A 21,027-nucleotide genomic window follows, 5' to 3' on the forward strand; every position below is an offset into this window, starting at 1 on the left:
ATGCCCTTCCTGCTGCGCTACGACCTCGACAGCTCCCGCCCCAGGGCAGGAGCGGCGTTCAAGGATCTCCTCGTGCGCGCCATCGCGCCGGGCATCGTGCTGTTCCTCGCGATCTACGGCTTCGGCCTGGCCCTGATGGGCCCGCTCAAGAGCTGGGACACCGCCGAGGAGCCGATCAACAAGGACCTCGAGTCGGGTCGCACCAGCCTGTGGAACTCCGTCACGATGGTGTGGTCGCACATCGGCAACACGGAGTACATCATCGGGTTCTGCCTGATCATCATCGCCCTGGTCTGGTGGCGCACCAAGGAGTGGTGGTATGCCGTGATCCCCGGCATCGCCATCGCGCTGCAGGCCAGCATCTTCGTCGCCGCGACCGAGCTCACCGGCCGCCCCCGGCCCGAGGTCAGCAAGCTCGACCCGGCGCCCCCGACCTCGTCCTACCCCAGCGGGCACGTCGGCGCGGCCACCGCGCTCTACCTCTCCCTCGCCTTCATGGCGCACCGGATCGACAACGTCGTCCTGCGCCGCCTCGTCCAGTTCGTGTGCGTCCTGATCCCGTTCCTCGTGGCCTACGCCAGGGCCTACCGTGGGATGCACCACGTCATCGACATCGTCGTAGGCATGCTCAACGGTGTCCTGTGCGCGCTGATGGCCTGGCTCTGGTTGCGCCGCAAGGAGGCTCGTTCGTCATGATGGCCCCGCACCACTACCACTTCGACCACGTGTGGCAGGTGCCGCTGCCGCTCGGCGAGGCCTACGACGTCCTGCTCGACGTCGACCGCTACGCGCAGTGGTGGCCCCAGATCCGGGCCACCGAGCCGCTGCCCGGGGACGCCCGACGCCTGTCGGTGCGCTCGCTGATCCCGGTGACGCTCAAGATCGTCGCCACCAAGCAGATCCTCGACCGCGACAACGGCGTGCTGCGCGTCGGCCTCGCCCAGGACCTCGTGGGCTATGCCCAGTGGGACCTGTCCTGGCAGGGCGACACCACCACCGCCGCCCGCTGGACCCAGGACGTCTATCTCACCAACCAGCACCTCGAGCGCATGCCGGTGACCAGCCACCGTCTGCTGCGGATCAACCACACGCACATGATGCGGGCGGGCGAGCAGGGGCTGCGCAAGTACCTCGCCGTCAGGCCAGACGCGTCATCTGCTGAGCAGTGATCCCGCTGCGGTCCACCCGATAGACCTTGGCGTCGTCGCGCTCGGTCACGCACGCCTGGACCTTGCCGTCGAGGACGTGCAGCGCCGCGCCGTCGTCGGCCGCCCAGCCCACCGGCAGCTCGCCCTCGCGCACCCACGACAGGTAGTGCGGGGCGCGCTCCGCCTCGCTGTCGAAGTGCGGCGAGAAGGACCCGCGCACGAAGCCCAGGCCGCCGCGCCAGGGGTCGATGCCGCCGAACGAGTCGGTCGTGCACGCCTCGCACCAGACGTTAGCCCCGGCACTCGTGCCGGCGAACACCACGTCACGCTCGGCCCGCAGGTCCCGCACCGCCTGGCTGACCCCGTGCGCGTCCCACAGCGCCATGAGGTTGACGGTCGAACCGCCCCCGACATACAGCAGGTCGATGTCCCCGAACCGCTCGAGGGCGTGCCGGGCGTCCTGCCACAGCGTGAGCACCATCGTCTGCACGCCCAGGCCGCCGAAGGCCGTGAGGAAGCGGTGGACGTACTCCGGGTCGTCGGCGGACGCTGTGGGCGCGAAGCAGACGAGGGGGTTGGACCTGCCCGTCAGCTCCAGGGCGTACCGGTCGAGGGCCGTGGCCGCGTTGTCGGGCGACATCGAGAAGCCGCCGCCACCCATGCAGAGGATGTGCGTCATGCCTCGACCCTAGTCAGCGGTCCCGGTCGTCGCGCGGCAGGGGTTGCTCCGGCCCGGGTGAGACGCCCCACACCTCGGCGCTCAGGGGGTGCGCAGCGAGCGCAGCCAGGACCGCGCGTGCTGGAAGTCCGCGTCCTGCGTGCCCGCGGCGACGGTCGCGGCGAGCCGGTCCGCGCGCGGATAGCTGCCGAGGAAGCGCACGTCCGCGCACACCCTCCGCAGGCCCATCAGCGCCTCGCCGACCCGCTCGTCGTCGACGTGCCCCTCGATGTCGATGCTGAAGCAGTAGCGGCCCATGCCCTCCCCGGTCGGGCGGGACTCGAGCCGGGTGAGGTTGATCCCCCGCACCGAGAACTGCTCGAGCAGCCCGAGCAGCCCGCCCGGGTGGTCCTCGTGCTGGTAGAGGACCATCGTCGACTTGTCGGCGCCGGTGGGCGCCGGACCGCTGCCCGGCCGGGACACCAGCACGAAGCGCGTGACGGCGGCTCGGTTGTCGCCGATGTCGCCGGCCAGCAGCTCCAGGCCGTGCACGGTGGCGGCGACGGGCGCGCACACGGCTGCGTCATACGGGGTCTGGTCCTCGGTCGGCCCACCGAGGCCGGCCGCGGCCGCCGCCGTCGACAGGGTCGGCACGTATGCCGCCTCGGGGAGCCGCGTGGACATCCAGCCGCGGACCTGGGCCCAGGCATGGGAGTGGGTGCCGACGGCGCGGACGTCCGCGAGCGTCACGCCCGCCGGTGCCGCGAGGACGAAGGTGATGGGGACGAGCATCTCGGCGACCACCACGAGCGGGTCGCCGGTGGCGAGGGCGTCCAGGGTGGCGCTGACGCCGCCCTCGACGGAGTTCTCGATCGGGACGACGGCCGCGTCGACCTCGCCCGCGCGCAGGGCCGCGAGGGCCGAGTCGACCGAGCCGTGAGGCACCCGCTCGGCGTCGGGCGCGGACGCCTCGGGCCGCTGCAGCAGCGCCTGCTCGGTGAAGGTCCCGGCCGGACCCAGATAGGCGTAGCGCATGCGGACTCCCTCGACGCGGGTGGACGCCCGCCGCCGCGGGTGCGGGAGCAGGCGTCCACGATCATGGCTCAGTCCGACGCGGTCAGCGCCTGCCTGAACGTCATGCGAGACGAGGTCTGCATGAGCGAGCGGCGGTACATCCGCTCGCCGAGGACCATCGCGACGGCGGCGAAGGCCAGGGTGAGCGCCAGGGCGATGACGCCCTCCCACCACTGCGCCGAGCCGTCCATGAGGCGCGTGGGCATGAGCATCGAGGAGAGCACCGGCACGTAGGACAGCGCCACCCGCCACGCCCCCGCCGCCATGAAGGAGGCGAAGAAGCCGATGATCAGCACCATCGTCAGCGGGGTCGTGGTCTGCTGGAGGTCCTCGTTGCGGGTCGCGAGAGAGCCCGCGACCGCCCAGATGCAGGCCAGGGCGAGGAAGCCCGCGAGGAAGAACAGGACGTACCAGATCGCCGCGGTCGCCACCCCGCCGAGCATCTCCTTGAACGGGGTGAAGCTGATCCCGACGAGCCCGACCGCGAGGTAGAGCACGATCTGGCCGACCGCGATCACGGTGTTGCCGATGACCTTGCCCGCGAGCAGCTGCCGCACGGGGATGGCCGAGGCGAGGATCTCGACGATGCGCGACTGCTTCTCCTCGATCACCGACTGGGCGATCTGCATGCCGAACATCAGCGCCGCGAAGTAGAAGAGCATGGCGAACACGCCTCCGACGACCTTGGCGGTGACCTCCTTGGACACGTCGGTCCCGGACAACGTGCGGGTGGTCACCGCGGTCTGCCGGCTGATGGCCTCGGGGGTCGTGCCCGCCCTGGCCGCCGTGGTGGCGAGCGTCTGCGAGGTGAGCACCTGACGGGTGGCCGAGGTCAGGTCGGTCGGCGCGGTCTCGTTGCTGGTGATCTGCCAGCCCTCGCCGGAGCGGGCGAGCAGGACGTCAGCATCACCGTCCTGGACCAGGCGCTCGGCGGCCGCCTGGTCGGCGACCTGGGTGACCTTGACCTCGTCGGAGTCGTCGCCGGCCGACATGGTCCGACCCACCGCCTCCGCGAGCGTCCGGCCCTCGGCCGAGGCCACGGCGACCGTCGTGGCGCTGGTGCGGCTCGCCATCCAGCCCTGGAACCCGGTGATCCCGATCAGCAGGACCATGGTGATGACGGTGCCGATGATGAAGTTCTTGTCGCGCAGCTTGACCGCCATCTCCCGGGCGGCGACCAGCTGCCAGGCGTTGCGGGGCGCGCGGCCCCCGCCCGGTGCCGCGGCGCCCTGACCTGCCGGCGTCGACGGGGAGGGATGCGTCTCGGGGGCCAACTGGGTGCTCATGCCGTCACCTCTCGGTAGATCTCGCTCAGGCTGGGGCGCACGCGGGCGAACTCGGTGACCGTGCCGCGTGCGAGGGCCTCGGTCAGCAGCCGGCGGTCGGCGCCGGCCTCGAGCAGCTCGACCAGGGCCGACGGGCCGTCGACGTCGACCACGTGCAGCCCCGGCTGGGACCGCACCCATCCGGCGTCGCCGCCCAGGACGATGCGATGACGCTGCGGCCCCCTCGACCGCAGCTCGTCGGCGGTGCCCTGGGCGACGACGCGGCCCTTGCTCAGCACGACCAGGCCGTCGCACAGACGGTCCACGAGGTCGAGCTGGTGGCTGGAGAAGAGCACGGGCACGCCGGTGCGGGTGTGCTCTCGCAGGAGGTCGACCATCGTGTCGACGCTGGCCGGGTCGAGCCCGGAGAACGGCTCGTCCAGGATCATCACGCGGGGCCGGCTCATCACGGCCGCGGCGATCTGCACGCGCTGCTGGTTGCCGAGCGACAGCGACTCGAGCTTGTCCTTGGCGCGGTCACCGAGGCCGAACCGCTCGAGGTGCTGGTCCGTCGCCTGCTGGGCGTCCGGGCGCGACATCCCGTGCAGCCGACCGAGGTAGACGAGCTGGTCGGCGATCCCCTGCTTGGGGTAGAGGCCGCGCTCCTCGGGCATGTAGCCGAACGTTCGGCGGTCCGCGGTGGTCACCTCGTGACCGTCCCAGCGCACCTCGCCCTCGTGGATCTGCAGCAGGCCCATGATCATCCGCATGGTCGTCGTCTTGCCGGCGCCGTTGCCGCCCACGAAGCCGATCAGCTGCCCCCTCGGCACCGCGAACGACACGTGGTCCACGGCGGTGTGGTCGCCGAACCGCCGCGTCAGGTCCTGGACCTCGATCACGTCTCACCCCTCCTCGTGCGGGTGGCCCCGGAAGCGGTTCTTCCGGCATACGGCCTGCTCGCACCACCCAACCTAGGAGGTCGCGAGGGGGCGCACCTCCCCCGCGAGGATGATCTCGTCGCGGGGCTACTCCCCCGGCTGGATGAGGCCCGACTCGTAGGCGAGGACCACGGCCTGCACCCGGTCCCGCAGGTGCAGCTTGGCCAGGCAGCTGGACACGTGCGTCTTGACCGTCGCCTCGCCGACGAAGAGCTCGCGGGCGATCTCGGCGTTGGAGAGCCCGCGGCCCACGAGGACGAGCACCTCGCGCTCCCGCTCGGTCAGGGTGGCCAGGGCGGCCGTATGCCGGGAGCCGGCCGCCGTCTCGGCGGGTGCGGGACCCTCGGCCGCCGCCATCTGGGCGATGACCCGGCGGGTGACCTCGGGAGCGAGGAGGGCGTGCCCGTGGCCGACCGCGCGGACGGCGTCGACGAGCTGGTCGGGGTCGGCGTTCTTGAGCAGGAAGCCGCTGGCGCCGGCGCGCAGCCCGTCGAAGAGGTAGTCGTCGTTGTCGAAGGTGGTGAGGATGAGGACCTTGGCGAGGTCCTCGGCGGCGATCACGCGGGTCGCCTCGATCCCGTCCATGACCGGCATCTGCACGTCCATCAGGACCACGTCGGGGTGCAGGCTGCGGGCCTGGTCGACGGCGACCGCGCCGTTGGCGGCCTCGCCGACGACCTCGAGGTCGTCCTCGACCGACAGCATCAGCCGGAACCCGTTGCGCACCAGTGCCTGGTCGTCCGCGAGCAGCACCCGCAGGACCTGCGCGCCGCCCACCATGTCGTTCCCCCGGTCGTCCCCCATGGCCGACACCCTAGCGACCTGCTCGGACGCAGGTGTCCCCAGTCCTCGCTGGCAGGGGTCACGTGCCCCCGGCCGCGCGGCCCCGGTCACGAGCCGGAGGTCAGCGGGAAGCGGACCCGGACGCGATAGCCGCCCGTGGCCCGGGGGCCGATCTCGGAGGTGCCGCCGTGGGAGGCGATGCGCTCGCGCATGCCGAGCAGCCCCAGCCCCGACCCGGAGGTGCCGGGCCGCGGTCGCCCCTCGTCGAGCACCTCCGCCTCGACGAACCTCCGCTCACCCTCGCGGTCGATGCGCACGACCACCCCCGCGGCGTGCGCGGTCGAGTGGCGGCGGACGTTGGCGAGCGCCTCCTGGACGGTGCGATAGATCGACAGCCCGACCGGCATCGGGACCTCGGTGAGCGCACCCGGCCGGTCCTCGACGACCTGGTAGGTGACGGTGAACCCCGGGCGCGACGCGGCGTTGACCAGCTCGGCGACCTGGTCGACCCCCGGCTGGGGAGCGCGGTCGCGGTCTGCAGCCGCGTCGTCGGTGGCCGCTGCACCGGGGTCGCCCCCGGTCGGCCGGTCCGTGCGGCGCAGGGTGCCGAGCAGCCCGCGCATCTCGCCGACGGCCTGCCGCGAGGACTCCTCGACCTGGCCCAGCGCCGCGGCCGCCGCCTCGGGGTTGCGGTCCAGGACGCGCCGCGCGGCCGCGGCTTGCACGCCCATGACGGACACGTGGTGGGCGACGACGTCGTGCAGCTCCCGGGCGATCCGCAGCCGCTCCTCCACCACCTTGCGGTCGGCGAGCTCGTCGGCCTGCTGCTCGAGCTGGACGGACTGGCGCTCGAGCTGGTCGCGCGAGCGCGCCTGCCGCCAGGCGGCCTGGCCGCCGACGATGCCGCCGCCGAAGTAGACGAGGTTGGTCACGACGTCGAAGACGACGGAGGCCTGGACGATCGGGAACAGCCCCTGGGCGGGCCGGACGTCGTCGCGACGGTCGAGGATCTCCTGCACCGCCGTGCCGAGGGCGTACTGCCAGGCGATCCAGCCGAACATCAGGACGAGGACGGCCCCGACCAGCCCGAGCATGGCCCGCCGCGAGCGCGCCCACGCCACCCCGGTGAACAGCGCGAAGACGTAGACGCACTGCATCGTGAAGCCCCGCATGACCTCCGGCACGGTGATGCCCACGAGGAACATGTGCAGCTGGAGGATCCCCATGACGAGCAGCGGGTGGCTGCGCCGCCAGACCAGCGGCAGCGTGCCGAGGGCGATCAGCAGGTGCTGGACCCACACGGGATGGTCGACGTAGCGGGGGTCGGCGATGCTGCGGACGAGTTCCATGCCGAGCGCGCCCCAGACCCACAGCGCCAGGGCGATCCACAGGTCGTTGCGACGTTGGGACGCCGTCGGCCCGGGGCGCTCCCAGAGGTCGTCGACGGCGAAGAACGCACGGATGCGCTCGCCCGCGGCGGTCAGGGTGGTGGCCATGGCCGAGATCCTAGGGGCGAGCACCGACGGACCACCTCCCTCTCGAGGTGGAGAAGGACCCGCACCTGCTGGTCGTCCTGGTCGTCCTGGTCGTCCTGGTCGTCCTGGTCGCCCTGGTCGATGGCCCGGCCCGTCGGCGGCCTGGCCCGTAGGCGGGTTGCTATGCGGGCGGTGCTGAGGCGGGCTGTCGCCTGCGCCTGACGTGCGCGCTGCGCCTGAGCGGGTCTGTCAGGGGTGCGTCCTAGGCTGACGCCGTGACCGCCCCTTCCCGCCTGCTCGCCCTGCTGGGCGGTATGACGGCCCTGTGCCTCCTGCTGCTCGGCGTGGTCACCGGGGCCGGGGTCGCCGCGGGCGCTCCTCGCGCTGCCGCCTCCGTCCGGCCGGCCACCGAACGGCCGGCCACCGAGCGGCCGGGCCCCGGCCCGGTCGTCGTGGTGGGTCTGCCCGGGCTGGACGCCCACGACCTCGACCCCGCCCGCACGCCCTCCCTGTGGTCGATGCTGGAGGGTGGCGCATCGTCCTCGCTGATCGTGCGGTCCGTGCACCTCACGACCTGCCCGCTCGACGGGTGGCTGACTCTCGGCGCGGGCGGGCGCGCGGCGCAGCCCGACCAGGGCGACGACCCGCGTCCGCCCTGCTCAGCCCTCCCCTCGGTCGGGTCGGACGGCGTGATGACGGGGTGGCAACGCTATGTCGAGGCGGCGTCCCGCACCCGCCAGGACAGTCGGCTCGGCAGCCTCGCGGCGACGCTGGGACAGCGGGGCGACTGCGTCGCGGCGATCGGGCCTGGTGCGGCGGTCGGCGCCGCCGACGGCGACGGCCGGGTGGGGAGCGCGACGGCATACGAGCCCTCGACGTTGCCGGCCGACCTGGCCCGGTGCCCGGTGACGCTCGTCGACCCGGGCGGGCTGACGACCCGCGACCGGGGTGCGCGGGCGACCCAGCTGGCGGGGCTCGACGCCCGGCTCGGCGAGGTGCTGGCCGCCACGCCCGAGAACGCCACCGTGATCGTCGCGGGGCTGGCCGACGACGGGCCCGCCGAGCGCGTGCGCGTCGTGCTCGAGAGGGGTCCGGGCATCGCGCCCGGCACGCTGCGGTCCTCGGCGACCCGGCAGGACGGCATGGTCCTGCTGACGGACCTGGCCCCCGAGGTCGTCGCGCTGCGCGGAGGCAGCGGGCCGGCGTCCTGGACCGGCGACGCGTGGACCGTCCTGCCCGACGACGGCACGGCGGCGGCGCGCCGGGAGACGATGGTCGACACGGCGCAGGCGGCGCACCAGGTGCAACCGCTCGCCGACCCCTTCTTCAAGACCTGGGCGATCGGGCAGCTGGTGCTCTACCTCGGGGCGCTTCTGCTCGCGCGACGCTCGTCTACCGGCGACGCGACGCGCAGGCGGCTGGCGCGTGGCGTGCGCGCGGTGGCCGTGGTCGCGGCATGCGTCCCCGCCGCCACCTATCTCGCGGCGCTCGTCCCCTGGTGGCGGGTGGGGCCGCCGCTCCTCACGCTCAGCGCCGTCGTGGCCGCCGTCGCCCTCGTGCTCGGATCCATGGCGCTGGCCGGCCCCTGGCGGCGCCACCCGCTCGGGTCGCCGGCCGCGGTGGCCGCCATCACCGCCCTCGTCATCGCCGGCGACGCCGTCACCGGCTCGCGCCTCACGCTCTCCACGCTCATGGGCGAGCAGCCGACGATCGGGGGCCGGTTCTACGGCCTCGGCAACGTGGCGTTCGCGCTCCTGGCCACGTCGGTCCTGCTGCTCTGCGTCGCGGTGGCCGACCTGGGCGCGCGTCGCGGCCGTCCGCGAGCCGGCGCCCTCGCCGCGCTGGCGATCGGTCTGGTCGCCGTCGTGGTCGACGGGTCTCCCACCTGGGGAGCCGACCTCGGCGGGCCCGCCGCACTCCTGCCCGCCGTCGCTGGTCTGGTCGTCGTGGCGCTCGGGCTGCGCCTCGGCTGGGGACGGGTCCTGATGGTCGGCCTCGTGACGGTCCTCGCCCTCGTCGGGCTGGCGGTCGTGGACTACCTGCGGCCCGCGTCGTCCCGCACGCACCTCGGACGGTTCGTCCAGACCGTGCTCGACGGCGGCGCGCTGGACGTGATCACCCGCAAGGCCCAGCAGAACCTCGACATGCTCACCGGCTCTCCCCTGGCGATGCTGATCCCGGTCGGCCTGGTCCTCGTGATCGTGGCCCTGCTGCGCCCGCACTCAGCGCTGGGTCGGCCCCTGCTGCCGGCCTACGACCGCGTCCCGCTGCTGCGCACCGGGCTGATCTGCATCGTCGTCATGTGGTTGATCGGCTTCGTCATGAACGACTCCGGCACCGCCATCCCCGCCGTCGGCGCTACGGTGCTCGTGCCACTGCTGATCGCTGCCGTGCTGGACGCACGAAGGACCGACCGCAGATTCAATCGAGGAGGCCGAGGAACTGGCGGCGCGCCCTCATGGCGTGGATGACGAGCTGGTTGCCGCTGTCGAAGGTCACGATCACGAGCTCGAGAAGGCGTCCATGGCGGTCGAACCCCAGCACGAATTGCTTGGCAGGGATGTCGTCGTCCGGCTCACTCTCGTACGCACGATGAGCGACGGCGTGCAGGATATCTTTCTCGCCGATGCCGTGCTTTAGGGCCGAATGGTTGACCCTCACGCGACGTAAGCGCGGATCGCCGCTCGGATGATGTCCGAGCGGCTCGTGTTCTCGTGCTCCGCACGCTCATCGAGGGCTCCGATGAGCGAGACGTCGAGCCGGACGGGGACGACGCGACCCGGACCATCGCCCTTCGACTTGCGGCCACGCTTGCGCAGCGCCTCGACGTCATAGCCGCGTTCCGCCTCATCAGCCCAGGCCTGGATCATCTCGTCGGTGACCGGCACCCCGTTGACTGTCTCCATCATCAAATCGTATTACGATATAGGCAACCCCGACAAGACCCTCTGAACGCCGATCTACAGCATGCCTAGGCGCTCGCCGGGCTGAGAGGCGAAGTCAGTGACCTAGGGTGGGATGGTCTCGCGCATCGCGAGAGACACTCTCCTCACGATGATCTGGGGGCCTGTCGTGCAGACCATGGTGATGACGGGTGCGAGCCGGGGCATCGCGGGAGAGGCCCTCGCGAGGATCGTCGATGCCGCCCCAGGCGCGCACGTGCTGGTCGTCGTCCGAGACGCGGCGCGACAGGCCTGGGCGTCAGCGTTCGACGAGGTTCGGCTCGTCGAGGCAGATCTGGCCAGGCTGCCCGACGTCGCTTCTGCCGCTCAGCACATCGCTCGCCTCGTCGACAGCGGCGAGGTGCCCCCGATCTCGACGATGGTGCTCAACGCCGGCATCCAGCGCGTGGATGCGAACGGCCGCACCGAGGATGGCTTCGAGCCGACGTTCGCGGTCAACGTCCTGGCCAACCACGTCCTCGTGAGGAGCTTGGCCGATCGGCTCCAGCCAAGGGGGCGGGTGGTGATCACCGTCAGCGACACCCACTTCGGCGACCTGAGGCACAACCTGGGCATGGTCCCAGGCCCGCAGTGGCGAGATCCCCACGTCCTGGCCAGGCCCGGCGCTTTCGACCGGCCGGGCACCCTGCGGGCCGGCCGCACCGCGTACTCGACCAGCAAGCTGGCAGCGATCCACCTGATGCACGAGTACGCCCGCCGCTACCCCGAGCGGGTCGTCCTCGGCTACAACCCGGGCTTCGTGCCCGCCACCGGACTTGCTCGCGATGCGGGCCCGCTCACCCGCTACGCGATGCAGCACGTGCTCCCCTGCTGGCCAGGACTCCGGTCGTCGGCACGGTTCAGGGCGCCGGACGTCAGCTGGCCGACCTCGCCCTGGGGCGACTCGACGCCCCGGCCGGCGCCTACGTCGACCGCGACCGGGTCGCCCGCTCCTCGCCTCAGTCCTACGACCCGGCCCGTGAACGGCAGCTCTGGGAGGCCGCCGAGAGGCTGACCGGCCGCGCGTGACCGAGCTCGTCTCGTCGAGCCACGAGGGCGGCACGACGCGGTTGCCAGCACCCGAGGGCCGGCTCCTGCTCGACGGCACCATGATCAGGTGGAGCGGGACCGCCTCTGCGCGTCACAGCTGCAGGTGCAGGCGCAGGGCCTCGTCGACGGCGGCCATGAGGTGCGCGGGGACCCGGCCCACCGCCGACCCCACACGCTCGACGGCGATCGAGCACACCTGCTCGGCCTGAGCCTTGGAGTCCACCCGGAGGCCGGTCTCGCTCGCCGCGAGCAGCACCTGGAACGGAAAGACCCGCTCGACGTTGCTGGTGACCGGCACGACGGTCACCGCTCCGCGACCGAGCCGTCGTGCCGTCGTGTTGGCCCGGTCGTTGCTGACGAGGACAGCAGGGCGACGCTTGTCGGCCTCGCTGCCGCGCACCGGTTCGAGGTCGACCAGGACGATCTCACCCCGCAACATCGGTGAGCCCGTCCGACGAGGCCGGAGCCCACGCATCCTCGTCACCCAGGACGGCCCATTCTTCCCAGGCGGCGGCATAGGCGGCCTCCAGCTGCGGGTCCTGGAGACGGCGAATGGCCTGCTGGACGCCGGCCGACCTCGACTCGAGCCCGGACTGCTCGACATACCGGTCGAGGGCCGCGAGATCCTGGGCGCTGAGACTCACACTCACCTTCATGCCACGACACTACCCGGATAGCATCGCGATTACTACCCAGGTAGCACGCTCAGTCGACCTCCGAGGACCTGGGGCCGCGACCCGGCGCCTTCTCCGGATCGTCCTGCGCAGGCATGAGGAACACGTACGCCTCCCACGGGGCCACCCCCTCAGGGTGACTCCACCGGGACCTACCCGAGCGCGACCCGTACTCGCGGACCACCGCCTGCAGCCGCTCCTGGAGCTCCGCGCCCTCCTCGGGCGTGAGCCACAGGCGCTCCCGCGACACCATGCCGACCTCGTCGGACCCCTGATCGGCGCGCGCCAGCATGCGATGAACCCCGGCCTGGAGGTCCTCGAACCAGGAGGACAGCGATCGTCGGCTGGTGGTGGATCCGGCCAGCCGGTGCGCCTCCGGCGTGATGGCGATCGAGGTGGCGGCGCTGCGCCACGGCCGCTCACGACGGTCGCCGGTGGTCTCGTCGCGGGTCGCGATCCCCCACCGCTCCAGGGCGCGCAGGTGATAGCTCGTGGCCGACGGGGTCAGGCCCACGAGACGCGATGCCTCCGTGGCGGTCAGCACCTCCCCGGCATACAGCTCGGCGATCAGCCGCTGGCGTGCGGGGTGCGCGATGGCTCGCAGAGCCTGCGGATCGGTGATCGTGAGCGCGTCGGGTCGGCCGGCCATGAGGCCAGGCTAGTTGCCGGGCTCATCATGAAGCAGTACCTTCACATATGTGAAACAAATCCTTCACACCTATGTCGCTGCCTTCTCGCACCGGGACGCGGTCATCCTGCTCGCCGCCGGAGCCCTGTCGACGGTCGGTGACGCCATGGCGCTGGTCGCCCTCACGCTGCGGACGCACGACACCCAGGCCGGGCCGTATGCCGTGGCCGGCCTCCTCGTGTGCTTCGCCCTGCCCCTGGTGCTGACCATGGGGATCGCTGGATCCGTCGCGGACCGCGCGGACTCGCGCACCGTCCTCGTCACCGGCAGCCTGGTCCAGGCAGCGGCCGCCGGGGGGCTGGCGCTCACCACCGACTACGCCGCGACGCTCGTCCTCGTCGCCCTCCTGCAGACGGCGTTCGCCTTCACCAGCCCCCTGTGGACGAGCCTGCTGCCGCTGGTCGCCGGGGACGAGCTGGCCGGTGTCCTCGTCTCGCTGCGCCAGGGCCTGCGCACGGCCTCCACCCCCGTCGGCGCGGCCGCTGGCGGGCTGCTCGTCCAGCACCAGGGCGCGTCGGCAGCCCTGGCCATCGACGCCGCGAGCTTCCTCGCCCTGACCGTCGCGGCGCTCCTGCTGCGCACCCGCCGCCGGCGGGCCGCACAGCCGGATCGCCTCTCGGCCTCCCCGGGGCCGGCGCTCCGGATCCTGCGCGGCCACCCGACGACCGGCATCCTCGTGGCGGCCGTGCTGCCGTTCATCCTGACCCTGGAGTCCGTCAACGCCGTCGAGGTCTCCCTGCTGCGGGACGTGCTGCACGCGAACGCGGCCGACTACGGATGGGCCGAGGCTGCCGCCGGGGTCAGCGCCACCGTCGGAGCCCTGCTGGCCGGAACCGTCACCACCTCCTCACGGCGGGCCCGGCTGCTCCTGGGGACGCTGGTGCTCGTCGCGGCCACCCAGGCCGGGCAGGGACTGGCGATCTCGGTGGGAGTCTTCGTCGTCCTGGGATGCGTGGTCGGCGGCCTCCTCGGCGCCACCAACACGTGGCTCATCGCCGTCCTCCTCGCCGAGATCCCGGACCGCGAGCGCGGCCGGGTCCTGGCGGCGGTCGAAGGGGCGGCACGCGCCTGCACGGTGGCGGCGCTCGCGCTCGGCGGGACGCTCAACCTGCTGGTGGGGCCGCGGACGGCATACCTGGTCGTCGGCGCAGCCGGACTGGCGATCAGCACGACGGGCGCCATCGCCCACCACCGAGCAACGCGGGCGACCCCAGCAACCCCAGCAGCCGGGCCGACCCCGGTGAGCCCGGGCACCAACGACGAGGTCGCTCAGCCCGAGTGAGGCCCGACCTGCTGCGCCCAGCGGCTCCAGCGCACGCGCTCGTGCGACCGGACCAGCTCGACGATCGCCCAGATGCCGGTGACCAGCGCCAGGGCGAGGCCACCCCAGGTCATCACCATCGTCCAGGCCGGTGGCCCGCTGGACCCGGCGTCGGCGAGGTCCATCCCGATGGAGCAGCCGACGGCCCACAGCGCCGCCCCTAGCAGGGCCAGCCCCGCCAGGATGGCGGCCTTGGCGTAGCTGCGGATCCAGCCGCGATCGCTCTGCATGACGTGGTTCCCTCCCCTTGTCAGCGTGCAGCCCCACCGTCGCACCGCGACCTGAGAGATGACCGGACGCCGTTCGGCGACGGGCACCCGTCAGGGGTCGACGGCGCGACGTGCACGGCGTACGATCGATGTATTGATCCGAATGCCCTTCGGATCAAAGTGCACCGCCCCCCGGGCCAACCATCGGCGGGCATACCAGCCGAGGAGTCCTCATGGGCACCAGCGCACCTCCCGCCAGCATCGTCATGTCCCGCATCTTCCACGAAGGCTTCGCCACCGGCGAGGGGGCCATCGTCGACGAGCTCTGCTCCCCCGACCTGGTTGAGCACCAGTTCGGCCTCGCCGGCACCGGCCAGCAGGCCATCGAGCACGTCAAGGCCGCGATGCGGGCCGTCCACACGGCCGTGCCCGACATCGCCTTCACCATCGAGGACGAGGTCAAGGACGGCGACACCATCTGGGTCCGCGTGCGGGCGCAGGGCACGGCGACCGGACCCTTCTTCGACCCGCCGAGCAGACGGCCGCTGGACTTCACCGTGGTGGACGTCGCCCGGGTCGTCGACGGCCGCATCGTCGAGCACTGGGGCGTCCCGGACCGGTTCGCCATGCTGGCCCAGTCGGGGGTGCTCGAGCGCCTAGGCTGACCGCGCAGCACGACCCCCACTCTCAGGAGCCGCATGAGCGCGTCGGCCGACGCCACCTCGCCCCGGCGCTACCGCTCGTCGAGGCGCACCGAGCAGGCGGCCGCCACCCGCGACCGGATCGTCGACGCGGCACGTCACCTCGTCGTCGAGCAGGGGTATGCCGCCACCACCGTCTCGCAGGTGGCCGCGCGCGCCGGGGTGGCGGTCGACACGGTCTACGCGGCGGTGGGCCGCAAGCCGGAGCTGCTGCGGCAGGTGCTGGAGACGGCCATCTCGGGCACGGACACCGCCGTGGCCCCCGAGGACCGCGACTACGTCAGGGCCGTGCGGGCGGCCCCGACCGCGCGGGCCAAGCTGGCGGCCTACGTCGACGGGCTCCTGCTCCTGCAGCCGCGCCTGGCGCCGGTCGTGCTCGCGCTGCGCGACGCCGCCGCCACAGACCCCGAGTCGGCGGATCTGTGGGGCGAGATCACGCAGCGTCGGGCGGGCAACATGCGTGACTTCGCACGAGACCTCAGGGCGACGGGCGAGCTGCGGGCGGACCTGGACGACGACGAGGTCGCCGACATCATCTGGAGCATGAACGCCCCGGAGTACTGGACCCTGCTCGTCGACGAACGCGGCTGGAGCACACAGAGATTCGGGGCGCATCTCGTGGACTGCTGGTCACGGACGCTGCTCGCCCACCCGTGAGGGCCAGGCAGCTCAGGCGCTCGGTCGGGCAACAGCTCAGGCGCTCGGTCGGGCAGCGCGGCGGGCCCGCAGGCGCCGCACGGCGAGCGCCCGCCACACGTCGCGGTACTGCGCGGCCCGGTGCAGCTGGCCACGCCAGTCCGAGCCGGTGACGCGGTGGTGCACCGCGCACGGCACCTCGACCACCCGCAGTCCGGCGGCGAGCACGTCGATCGTCATCGCCGTCTCGACGCCCCACCCGGCCGCCAGGGGTTGCGCCGCGTCGTAGGCCTCGCGGGTCAGGCAGCGCATCCCCGACAGGGGCTGCGTGGGCGTCCAGCCCGTCAGCGACCGGATGCCCTCACGAGCCAGCCGCACCACGAACCCGTGACCCCCACCGGCGGAGCGCTGCGGGGGCAGGATCGCGATGGCGAGGTCGGCCTCGCCGCCGGCCACGGGCGGCACGAGCACCCCCACCTCGGCGGCGGAGTCCTCGAGGTCCGCGTCGACGAGCAGCAGCAGCCGCCGGGCCGTCCCGGTCCGGCCCTCGTGCTCGTCGCGGCGCTCGACCACGGCCGCCCCGGTCTGCAGGGCGGCGGCCTTGCCGCGGTTGCGGGTGTGCCGGGCGACCACGGCGCCTGCGCCATGGGCGATGGACTGCGTGCCGTCGCGCGACCCGTCGTCGACGACGACGACCAGGTCGACGCCGGGGATGGCGGACGCGGCCCGGATCGTCGAGGCGATCCGCGCGGACTCGTCCTTGGCCGGGATGACGACCGCCACCGGCCGTGCGTGGTCACCGCTCACGGCGGACCCTCCGTCAGCGCAGGGTGATCTGGCGGCTGAGCAGACCCGAGCGAGCCCGTCGCTCGTCCGCCGACAGCGGCGTGCTGCCGGCCAGGGCCTCGGCATACCGCTGCTGCATCTGCTGGGCGGGGTCGGAGAAGGAGGCGGGGTCCGCCTCGGGGTCGACCTCCCAGACGGGGATGAGCAGCCCGCAGGCGCGGAAGGCGCCGAGCAGGCGGTGGGTGTCGGTCAGGGCGCTCTCGCCGCGCGCGTGCAGGCGGGCGAGTGCGTCGGTGGCGGCATCCTCGTCGTCGGGGAGCACCTGGCGGACATAGGCACGGTCGCCGATGAGGCACCAGTAGGCGGACCGCACGCCGTCCAGCTTGACGGTGGGGATGGCGCTGTCGTTGGCGCGCTGCAGCGACTCGCGCCCCTCTTCGTCGAGGTCGCCGTCACCGACCCAGAAGTCGAAGCCCTCGTGCACCGTGATGTCGAGGGGGGCGGACGGGTCGAGGAGGTCCTGCAGGCGGGGGGGGTCCTCGGTGGCGAGGGGCAGCGTCGCGACCGGGCTGCCGGGCTCGGTCTCGGCGGCGGCCAGGAGCACCTGGGCGAGGTCGCGGCTGGCGTCGCCGCTGCTCGTCCCGGACTGCAGGCCCGCCAGGACCTCACCGTCCGCGCGGCGCAGGCCGGGCCAGGCGAGGGGCAGCACCGTCACGAGCGTCGCGGTCGACACGTCGGCCACCGGCTCGCGCAGCGTCACCGTGGCCATCGCGGCGGGCACGATCTCGCGCATCGCCACGAGGTCGGTCTCGCCCACCAGGCCCTCGAAGGGGCGGCGCGCGAAAGGTGCCGGACGGGTCTTCTTGGTGTCGCCCTTGCGACGAGATGCCTTGCCCATGCAGGCCACCCTAGCGGGGCGCCAGGGTGCCGGCCGGTGTCAGCGGGTGCGGCGTCGGGACGGGCCACCCAGCGCGGCCCAGACCGTGCGGGAGCCGTTGGGCTGGTCGAGGTAGCCCCACTCGTGGGCGAAGGCACGCACGATCCGCAGCCCGCGACCGCGGGTCTGCCAGGGGGTCTGCCGCACGGGGTGGGGCGTGGACGAGGACCCCCCGTCGGTGACGTCCACCTCGACCACCCCCTTGCGCAGGGTCCAGTGCACCCGCAAGACGTCGCCCGGCATCGGACCGGCGTGCTGCACGGCGTTGGCGACGAGCTCCGAGATGGCCTGGACGGCCTCGTCCAGCGTCGTGTCGGCGACGCGCTCGTCCGCAAGGCTGGCGCGCAGCTCGGCCCGAGCCTGCTCGGCGGACGTCGCGTCCCACGGCACCATCACGGTCTTGTCGACCTCGTCCAGGTTGCGCACGCGCGGTGGCATGGGCTCGTCCTCTCGTGCAGCGGCGCGGTCGGTCCGACGGCATACGTGCCTCGGCCGACCGCCAGTGAGCAGGGGTCCAGATGACGCGTCCCCCTGCGTGGGTTCGTCCTCGCCCGGATACCCCATAGGGCTCGCGCGGAACCCCTGCACGCGGTCGGTCTCACGGGTCGGGGGCGACCTCCCGCGCGCATAGGTCGAGGGGGCGAGGGGTAGGTGAGCGGAGATATCCGTCGCCGCGAGCAAGGGAGCCACCATGAGCGACCAGCACGATCTGCGCACCGAACGATCCCACGAGGGCCTCGGCCGCCAGGAGAGCGATCGCCACGACGCCCCGACAACGGTCACCCGCAGCGAGGAGGAGCTCTTCGTCACCACCCGCCCGGTCGAGAGCGGCCGGGTGCGGGTGTCCAAGCGCGTCGTCACCGAGGAGCGGACCATCACCGTCCGCCGCGAGGAGCTCGTGGTCGAGGAGCTGCCGGCTCGGGCGCCCCTGCCGCCGGACCACGACGGCGTGACCGGCGCCGGTGACCGCGACGCACAGGGGCGGGGCAACCCCGCGAAGGAGGCAGCCCTGGCCGCGGGCGAGCCGCACCGTCCTCAGGGCCACCGCGACGACGACGGCGAGCTGCACCAGGACGCCGCGATCGAGATCGTCCTCCACGAGGAGCAGGTCGTCACGCGGGTCGTGCCGATCGAGCGCGTCCGGGTCTTCGTGGACCGGGTGACGCGCGAGCAGGTCGTCGAGGCGGAGCTCGCCAAGGAGGTCGTCAGCCTCGAGCGCGAGGACACCCCGCGCGCCGACCGCTGATCACCGACGGCTGATCACCGGCCGCTGCGGGCCAACCGCTGACGGCCGGACCGCTCTGCGACCCGCGCGCCCTAGGGCGTCGTGGGGCGGGCGGTTGGTCGGTCGAGCCACGCCTCCGCCACGGTCGCGAACGGCTCGGCCTGGGTCTCGACGAGCACGAGCATCCGCCGCGCCTCCGCCTCGGCCGACGTGACGAGCTCCGGCGGATAGGCGAACTCGACCTGGTGGTCGGCGAACTCATCCTCGTCGTCGACGTAGATGCGCCCGTTGCGGCGCTCCACGACGTCCAGGTCGAGGTCCACCATCGAGACGGTCGCCACCCCGTCCACGCGTGACCACAGGGGCACCGTCGTGATGTCCACGTAGTGCCGCACCTTGTGCGGATCCGCGTTGGTGGTGAGGACGTGCCCAGACTGGCGCGGGACGCACACCACGCTGTGGTGCTCGTTGTCGAAGGATCGCCCGGGGCGGGTGATCGGGGCGCCCACCGGCACCGCGACCCAGTGGCCGTGCTCGTCGCGGCCGAGGTAGGACCCGTCATACCTCCAGTGCGGGCCCCCGTCCCACTTGCTGAAGCGGATGGCGACGGGCTCCCCCTCGACGAGGATGAGGGGCTCTCGGGGCTGCTGCTCGTTCACCTGCCAGAGACTAGCCCCCGCCCTTTGCGACAATGGGCGCGTGCCCCTCCTCTCCCGCCTGTATGACGATCTCCTGCGCCCCGCCCTCTACTCCGTCTCGGGCGGCGACGCCGAGCAGGTCCACGCGCGCACGCTGCGCCTGATGGCCCTCGCCGAGCGCCGGCCCGAGCTGCTCGCGCCGCTGCGGTCGAGGTTGGCGACCGACGCCCCGGTCGAGGTGGGCGGGGTGCGCTTCGGCAACCGCGTGGGTCTGGCCGCCGGCATGGACAAGGACGGGCGCGCGCTGTCGGTGTGGCCAGCCCTCGGGTTCGGCTTCGTCGAGGTGGGGACCGTCACGCGGCACCCGCAGCCCGGCAACGACCGGCCCCGGCTGTTCACCCTGCCGAAGTCGGACGCCGTGATCAACCGGATGGGCTTCAACAACGCCGGGGCCGACGCCCTGGCCGACCGCCTCGACGCCCACCGCCCCGCGGTCACGCTCGGCATCAGCATCGGCAAGTCCAAGGTCACGCCGCTCGGGGAGGCGGTGGAGGACTACCGCTACTCCTTCGGCCGGCTGGCGCGGCACGCGGACTACGTCGCCATCAACGTGTCCTCGCCCAACACCCCGGGCCTGCGCGAGCTGCAGGACAAGGGCGCGCTGCGCGAGATCCTGTCCGCGCTGCGCAGCGACAGCGCCGCGGTCGGGCGGGAGGCGGGGCGCGATCTGGGGCACGAGGCACACGACGCAGCGCACGCGGTGCCGATCTGGGTCAAGGTCGCGCCCGACCTCACCGAGCCCGCACTGGCCGAGCTGCTCGCGGTCTGCCTGGACGTGGGGGTGGCCGGGATCATCGCGACCAACACCACCCTGTCCCGCTCCGGCCTGGACCAGACCGAGCTGTCGTATGCCGCGCAGCCGGGCGGCCTCTCGGGTGCTCCGCTCCGCGCTCGTGCGGTCGAGGTGGTGAGGTTCGTGCACGACGAGACGGCCGGCGCGCTGCCGATCATCGGGGTGGGCGGGCTCCGCTCGGCGGACGACGCCCTGGCCATGCGTGACGCCGGGGCCTCGCTGGTGCAGGTCTACACGGCGTTCGCGCTGCACGGGCCGATGGTGGTGCGAGAGCTGGCGCGAGCGCTGGCCTGAGTCGGCCGGCGGTGGCTTGACCGGACCCGGACAGGCCACCGCCGCCGCACCCGCGTGGCCGACGAACGGCAGGCGGAGGTGCGGCGGCGGTGCGAGAGCTGCTCGGCGGCTCAGTTCTTGAAGGCGTCCTTGACCTTCTCGCCGGCCTGCTTGAGGTTGGCGCCCATCTGGTCGCCCTTGCCCTCGGCCTGCAGCTCCTCGTCGCCGGTGACCTTGCCCGTGGCCTCCTTGGCCTTGCCGGACACGTCCTGACCCTTGTTGTCCATCTTGTCGTCGAGACCCATGAGGTTTCCCTTTCGTTCGACTGGCCCGGTCCGTGACGACCGGTTCCCCCGAACCTACCCCGCGTGAGTCCCGCTCACACCTGGCGGGCGAGTGGTGCTTTCGTCGGTCCTGGCCGCGGCCAGCTGCGGCGGGGTCACGAACAGAGCCTCCGCCACCCTGGCCCCGCGCAGGTCGGCGTCCCGCAGGTCGGCACCCAGCAGGTCCGCGCGCGCCAGGTCGGCGTCGCGCAGGTCGGCCGCGATCAGCAGCACTCCCCTCAGGTCCGCGCCGCGCAGGTCCGACCCGGCCAGTGCCGCCCGGACCAGGTCGGCCCCCGGCCTGATCCGGCGGTCGGCGCCGGTCCCGCTCCGGCCGTCGGCGCCGGGTCTGAGCCGGCGGTCGGCTCGGGCACTCCCCCGGCTGTTCGTATGCCGAGGGCTTCGCCCCGCCCGGCGCACGGCGACGCTG

At 72.8% G+C, this 21,027-nt stretch carries 27 protein-coding genes; 10 read left to right on the top strand and 17 right to left on the bottom strand.

Going from position 1 to position 21,027, the window contains the following annotated elements; all coding sequences use genetic code 11:
• Together B2P18_RS12255 and B2P18_RS12260 are read left to right on the top strand one after the other, a co-directional pair.
• Positions 1 to 696 (top strand): phosphatase PAP2 family protein, encoded by a 696-nt coding sequence (locus tag B2P18_RS12255; protein ID WP_239265262.1) that lies wholly within the window; start codon positions 1 to 3, stop codon positions 694 to 696.
• Positions 693 to 1,169 (top strand): SRPBCC family protein, encoded by a 477-nt coding sequence (locus B2P18_RS12260; RefSeq protein WP_029210191.1) that lies wholly within the window; start codon positions 693 to 695, stop codon positions 1,167 to 1,169. Before B2P18_RS12255 ends, B2P18_RS12260 begins: the two co-directional genes overlap by 4 nt.
• Here B2P18_RS12260 and B2P18_RS12265 read toward each other — a convergent pair.
• From B2P18_RS12265 to B2P18_RS12290, 6 genes are all read right to left on the bottom strand, one after another.
• Positions 1,138 to 1,827, bottom strand: coding sequence for a peptidase E (locus B2P18_RS12265; RefSeq protein WP_019285380.1), 690 nt, complete (start codon positions 1,825 to 1,827; stop codon positions 1,138 to 1,140). The genes B2P18_RS12260 and B2P18_RS12265 overlap by 32 nt on opposite strands.
• A gap of 81 nt (positions 1,828 to 1,908) precedes the next feature.
• A complete protein-coding gene (gene pheA / locus B2P18_RS12270) occupies positions 1,909 to 2,841 on the bottom strand; it encodes a prephenate dehydratase (RefSeq protein WP_029210192.1) in 933 nt (310 codons plus the stop codon).
• 68 nt (positions 2,842 to 2,909) lie between these two features.
• Positions 2,910 to 4,166: an ABC transporter permease gene (locus tag B2P18_RS12275; protein ID WP_019285382.1), complete on the bottom strand. Its 1,257-nt coding sequence runs from the start codon at positions 4,164 to 4,166 to the stop codon at positions 2,910 to 2,912.
• A complete protein-coding gene (locus B2P18_RS12280) occupies positions 4,163 to 5,044 on the bottom strand; it encodes an ABC transporter ATP-binding protein (protein ID WP_019285383.1) in 882 nt (293 codons plus the stop codon). The genes B2P18_RS12275 and B2P18_RS12280 overlap by 4 nt, the downstream gene beginning before the upstream one ends.
• A 126-nt stretch (positions 5,045 to 5,170) precedes the next feature.
• Complete coding sequence (locus tag B2P18_RS12285) at positions 5,171 to 5,887, bottom strand: response regulator (RefSeq protein ID WP_240483917.1); 717 nt, start codon at positions 5,885 to 5,887, stop codon at positions 5,171 to 5,173.
• Between the two features lie 86 nt (positions 5,888 to 5,973).
• Positions 5,974 to 7,362, bottom strand: coding sequence for a sensor histidine kinase (locus B2P18_RS12290; protein ID WP_286960107.1), 1,389 nt, complete (start codon positions 7,360 to 7,362; stop codon positions 5,974 to 5,976).
• A gap of 254 nt (positions 7,363 to 7,616) precedes the next feature.
• On the opposite strand from B2P18_RS12290, the gene B2P18_RS12295 reads away from it, so the two are divergent.
• Both B2P18_RS12295 and B2P18_RS12300 read left to right on the top strand, forming a co-directional pair.
• Positions 7,617 to 9,812, top strand: coding sequence for a hypothetical protein (locus B2P18_RS12295; RefSeq protein ID WP_286960110.1), 2,196 nt, complete (start codon positions 7,617 to 7,619; stop codon positions 9,810 to 9,812).
• Entirely contained in the window at positions 9,805 to 9,981 is a 177-nt protein-coding gene (locus B2P18_RS12300; protein WP_286960111.1) for a hypothetical protein, read from the top strand. The genes B2P18_RS12295 and B2P18_RS12300 overlap by 8 nt, the downstream gene beginning before the upstream one ends.
• A gap of 17 nt (positions 9,982 to 9,998) precedes the next feature.
• Here the strand turns inward: B2P18_RS12300 and B2P18_RS12305 are convergent, their stop codons facing one another.
• Complete coding sequence (locus B2P18_RS12305) at positions 9,999 to 10,229, bottom strand: ribbon-helix-helix domain-containing protein (protein ID WP_308191443.1); 231 nt, start codon at positions 10,227 to 10,229, stop codon at positions 9,999 to 10,001.
• A gap of 166 nt (positions 10,230 to 10,395) precedes the next feature.
• On the opposite strand from B2P18_RS12305, the gene B2P18_RS12310 reads away from it, so the two are divergent.
• Positions 10,396 to 11,298: an SDR family NAD(P)-dependent oxidoreductase gene (locus B2P18_RS12310; RefSeq protein ID WP_286960113.1), complete on the top strand. Its 903-nt coding sequence runs from the start codon at positions 10,396 to 10,398 to the stop codon at positions 11,296 to 11,298.
• A 126-nt stretch (positions 11,299 to 11,424) separates the two neighbouring features.
• Here B2P18_RS12310 and B2P18_RS12315 read toward each other — a convergent pair whose 3' ends face one another.
• Genes B2P18_RS12315 through B2P18_RS12325 form a run of 3 tightly spaced genes read right to left on the bottom strand, consistent with a single transcriptional unit; the run spans position 11,425 to position 12,656 of the window.
• On the bottom strand, positions 11,425 to 11,772 hold the full coding sequence (locus B2P18_RS12315; protein WP_029210199.1) for a type II toxin-antitoxin system PemK/MazF family toxin: 348 nt from the start codon (positions 11,770 to 11,772) through the stop codon (positions 11,425 to 11,427).
• Entirely contained in the window at positions 11,759 to 11,989 is a 231-nt protein-coding gene (locus B2P18_RS12320) for a ribbon-helix-helix domain-containing protein (protein ID WP_019285392.1), read from the bottom strand. Before B2P18_RS12320 ends, B2P18_RS12315 begins: the two co-directional genes overlap by 14 nt.
• 49 nt (positions 11,990 to 12,038) lie before the next feature.
• The gene (locus B2P18_RS12325) at positions 12,039 to 12,656 is read right to left on the bottom strand and encodes a winged helix-turn-helix domain-containing protein (RefSeq protein WP_239265248.1); all 618 of its coding nucleotides are present in this window, start codon (positions 12,654 to 12,656) and stop codon (positions 12,039 to 12,041) included.
• Between the two features lie 49 nt (positions 12,657 to 12,705).
• Between B2P18_RS12325 and B2P18_RS12330 the strand changes: the two genes are divergently transcribed.
• Entirely contained in the window at positions 12,706 to 13,977 is a 1,272-nt protein-coding gene (locus B2P18_RS12330) for an MFS transporter (protein ID WP_286958683.1), read from the top strand.
• Here B2P18_RS12330 and B2P18_RS12335 read toward each other — a convergent pair.
• On the bottom strand, positions 13,965 to 14,246 hold the full coding sequence (locus B2P18_RS12335) for a hypothetical protein (RefSeq protein WP_019285395.1): 282 nt from the start codon (positions 14,244 to 14,246) through the stop codon (positions 13,965 to 13,967). The two genes, B2P18_RS12330 and B2P18_RS12335, sit on opposite strands and share 13 nt — an antisense overlap.
• Positions 14,247 to 14,458: 212 nt before the next feature.
• Here B2P18_RS12335 and B2P18_RS12340 point away from each other — a divergent pair, with 212 nt between their 5' ends.
• Both B2P18_RS12340 and B2P18_RS12345 read left to right on the top strand, forming a co-directional pair.
• Positions 14,459 to 14,890, top strand: coding sequence for an ester cyclase (locus tag B2P18_RS12340; protein ID WP_286958684.1), 432 nt, complete (start codon positions 14,459 to 14,461; stop codon positions 14,888 to 14,890).
• A gap of 33 nt (positions 14,891 to 14,923) precedes the next feature.
• Positions 14,924 to 15,583 carry a TetR/AcrR family transcriptional regulator gene (locus tag B2P18_RS12345; protein WP_286958685.1) on the top strand — a complete coding sequence of 220 codons (660 nt, stop codon included), beginning with the start codon at positions 14,924 to 14,926 and terminating at the stop codon, positions 15,581 to 15,583.
• 36 nt (positions 15,584 to 15,619) lie between these two features.
• On the opposite strand, the gene B2P18_RS12350 is transcribed toward B2P18_RS12345, so the two are convergent.
• The 3 genes from B2P18_RS12350 to B2P18_RS12360 are packed head-to-tail and all read right to left on the bottom strand — an operon-like array spanning position 15,620 to position 17,723.
• A complete protein-coding gene (locus B2P18_RS12350) occupies positions 15,620 to 16,369 on the bottom strand; it encodes a glycosyltransferase (RefSeq protein ID WP_029210204.1) in 750 nt (249 codons plus the stop codon).
• A 13-nt stretch (positions 16,370 to 16,382) separates the two neighbouring features.
• Positions 16,383 to 17,246: a DUF5926 family protein gene (locus B2P18_RS12355; protein WP_286960130.1), complete on the bottom strand. Its 864-nt coding sequence runs from the start codon at positions 17,244 to 17,246 to the stop codon at positions 16,383 to 16,385.
• 39 nt (positions 17,247 to 17,285) lie between these two features.
• Positions 17,286 to 17,723: an ATP-binding protein gene (locus tag B2P18_RS12360; protein WP_286960131.1), complete on the bottom strand. Its 438-nt coding sequence runs from the start codon at positions 17,721 to 17,723 to the stop codon at positions 17,286 to 17,288.
• Positions 17,724 to 17,976: 253 nt separating this feature from the next.
• Between B2P18_RS12360 and B2P18_RS12365 the strand changes: the two genes are divergently transcribed.
• Positions 17,977 to 18,531 carry a DUF2382 domain-containing protein gene (locus B2P18_RS12365; RefSeq protein WP_286958687.1) on the top strand — a complete coding sequence of 185 codons (555 nt, stop codon included), beginning with the start codon at positions 17,977 to 17,979 and terminating at the stop codon, positions 18,529 to 18,531.
• A gap of 71 nt (positions 18,532 to 18,602) precedes the next feature.
• On the opposite strand, the gene B2P18_RS12370 is transcribed toward B2P18_RS12365, so the two are convergent.
• The gene (locus B2P18_RS12370; RefSeq protein WP_029210208.1) at positions 18,603 to 19,169 is read right to left on the bottom strand and encodes a DUF402 domain-containing protein; all 567 of its coding nucleotides are present in this window, start codon (positions 19,167 to 19,169) and stop codon (positions 18,603 to 18,605) included.
• A 40-nt stretch (positions 19,170 to 19,209) separates the two neighbouring features.
• On the opposite strand from B2P18_RS12370, the gene B2P18_RS12375 reads away from it, so the two are divergent.
• Positions 19,210 to 20,295: a quinone-dependent dihydroorotate dehydrogenase gene (locus B2P18_RS12375; protein WP_286958689.1), complete on the top strand. Its 1,086-nt coding sequence runs from the start codon at positions 19,210 to 19,212 to the stop codon at positions 20,293 to 20,295.
• Between the two features lie 110 nt (positions 20,296 to 20,405).
• On the opposite strand, the gene B2P18_RS12380 is transcribed toward B2P18_RS12375, so the two are convergent.
• On the bottom strand, positions 20,406 to 20,579 hold the full coding sequence (locus B2P18_RS12380) for a CsbD family protein (RefSeq protein WP_019285404.1): 174 nt from the start codon (positions 20,577 to 20,579) through the stop codon (positions 20,406 to 20,408).
• A 54-nt stretch (positions 20,580 to 20,633) separates the two neighbouring features.
• A partial coding sequence (locus B2P18_RS12385) for a pentapeptide repeat-containing protein (RefSeq protein WP_286960139.1) occupies positions 20,634 to 21,027 on the bottom strand: 394 nt, incomplete at its 5' end.

Source organism: Arsenicicoccus sp. UBA2120 (assembly GCF_002330965.1).
Lineage (GTDB): Bacteria > Actinomycetota > Actinomycetes > Actinomycetales > Dermatophilaceae > Arsenicicoccus > Arsenicicoccus bolidensis.

Bases quoted from the DNA above. Each gene is read 5' to 3' on its own strand.
- B2P18_RS12255 (WP_239265262.1), top strand. From the start codon at position 1: ATGCCCTTCCTGCTGCGCTACGACCTCGACAGCTCCCGCCCCAGGGCA.
- B2P18_RS12260 (WP_029210191.1), top strand. From the start codon at position 693: ATGATGGCCCCGCACCACTACCACTTCGACCACGTGTGGCAGGTGCCG.
- B2P18_RS12265 (WP_019285380.1), bottom strand. From the start codon at position 1,827: ATGACGCACATCCTCTGCATGGGTGGCGGCGGCTTCTCGATGTCGCCC.
- pheA (WP_029210192.1), bottom strand. From the start codon at position 2,841: ATGCGCTACGCCTATCTGGGTCCGGCCGGGACCTTCACCGAGCAGGCG.
- B2P18_RS12275 (WP_019285382.1), bottom strand. From the start codon at position 4,166: ATGAGCACCCAGTTGGCCCCCGAGACGCATCCCTCCCCGTCGACGCCG.
- B2P18_RS12285 (WP_240483917.1), bottom strand. From the start codon at position 5,887: ATGGGGGACGACCGGGGGAACGACATGGTGGGCGGCGCGCAGGTCCTG.
- B2P18_RS12290 (WP_286960107.1), bottom strand. From the start codon at position 7,362: ATGGCCACCACCCTGACCGCCGCGGGCGAGCGCATCCGTGCGTTCTTC.
- B2P18_RS12310 (WP_286960113.1), top strand. From the start codon at position 10,396: ATGATCTGGGGGCCTGTCGTGCAGACCATGGTGATGACGGGTGCGAGC.
- B2P18_RS12315 (WP_029210199.1), bottom strand. From the start codon at position 11,772: ATGTTGCGGGGTGAGATCGTCCTGGTCGACCTCGAACCGGTGCGCGGC.
- B2P18_RS12320 (WP_019285392.1), bottom strand. From the start codon at position 11,989: ATGAAGGTGAGTGTGAGTCTCAGCGCCCAGGATCTCGCGGCCCTCGAC.
- B2P18_RS12325 (WP_239265248.1), bottom strand. From the start codon at position 12,656: ATGGCCGGCCGACCCGACGCGCTCACGATCACCGATCCGCAGGCTCTG.
- B2P18_RS12335 (WP_019285395.1), bottom strand. From the start codon at position 14,246: ATGCAGAGCGATCGCGGCTGGATCCGCAGCTACGCCAAGGCCGCCATC.
- B2P18_RS12340 (WP_286958684.1), top strand. From the start codon at position 14,459: ATGGGCACCAGCGCACCTCCCGCCAGCATCGTCATGTCCCGCATCTTC.
- B2P18_RS12345 (WP_286958685.1), top strand. From the start codon at position 14,924: ATGAGCGCGTCGGCCGACGCCACCTCGCCCCGGCGCTACCGCTCGTCG.
- B2P18_RS12355 (WP_286960130.1), bottom strand. From the start codon at position 17,246: ATGGGCAAGGCATCTCGTCGCAAGGGCGACACCAAGAAGACCCGTCCG.
- B2P18_RS12360 (WP_286960131.1), bottom strand. From the start codon at position 17,723: ATGCCACCGCGCGTGCGCAACCTGGACGAGGTCGACAAGACCGTGATG.
- B2P18_RS12365 (WP_286958687.1), top strand. From the start codon at position 17,977: ATGAGCGACCAGCACGATCTGCGCACCGAACGATCCCACGAGGGCCTC.
- B2P18_RS12380 (WP_019285404.1), bottom strand. From the start codon at position 20,579: ATGGGTCTCGACGACAAGATGGACAACAAGGGTCAGGACGTGTCCGGC.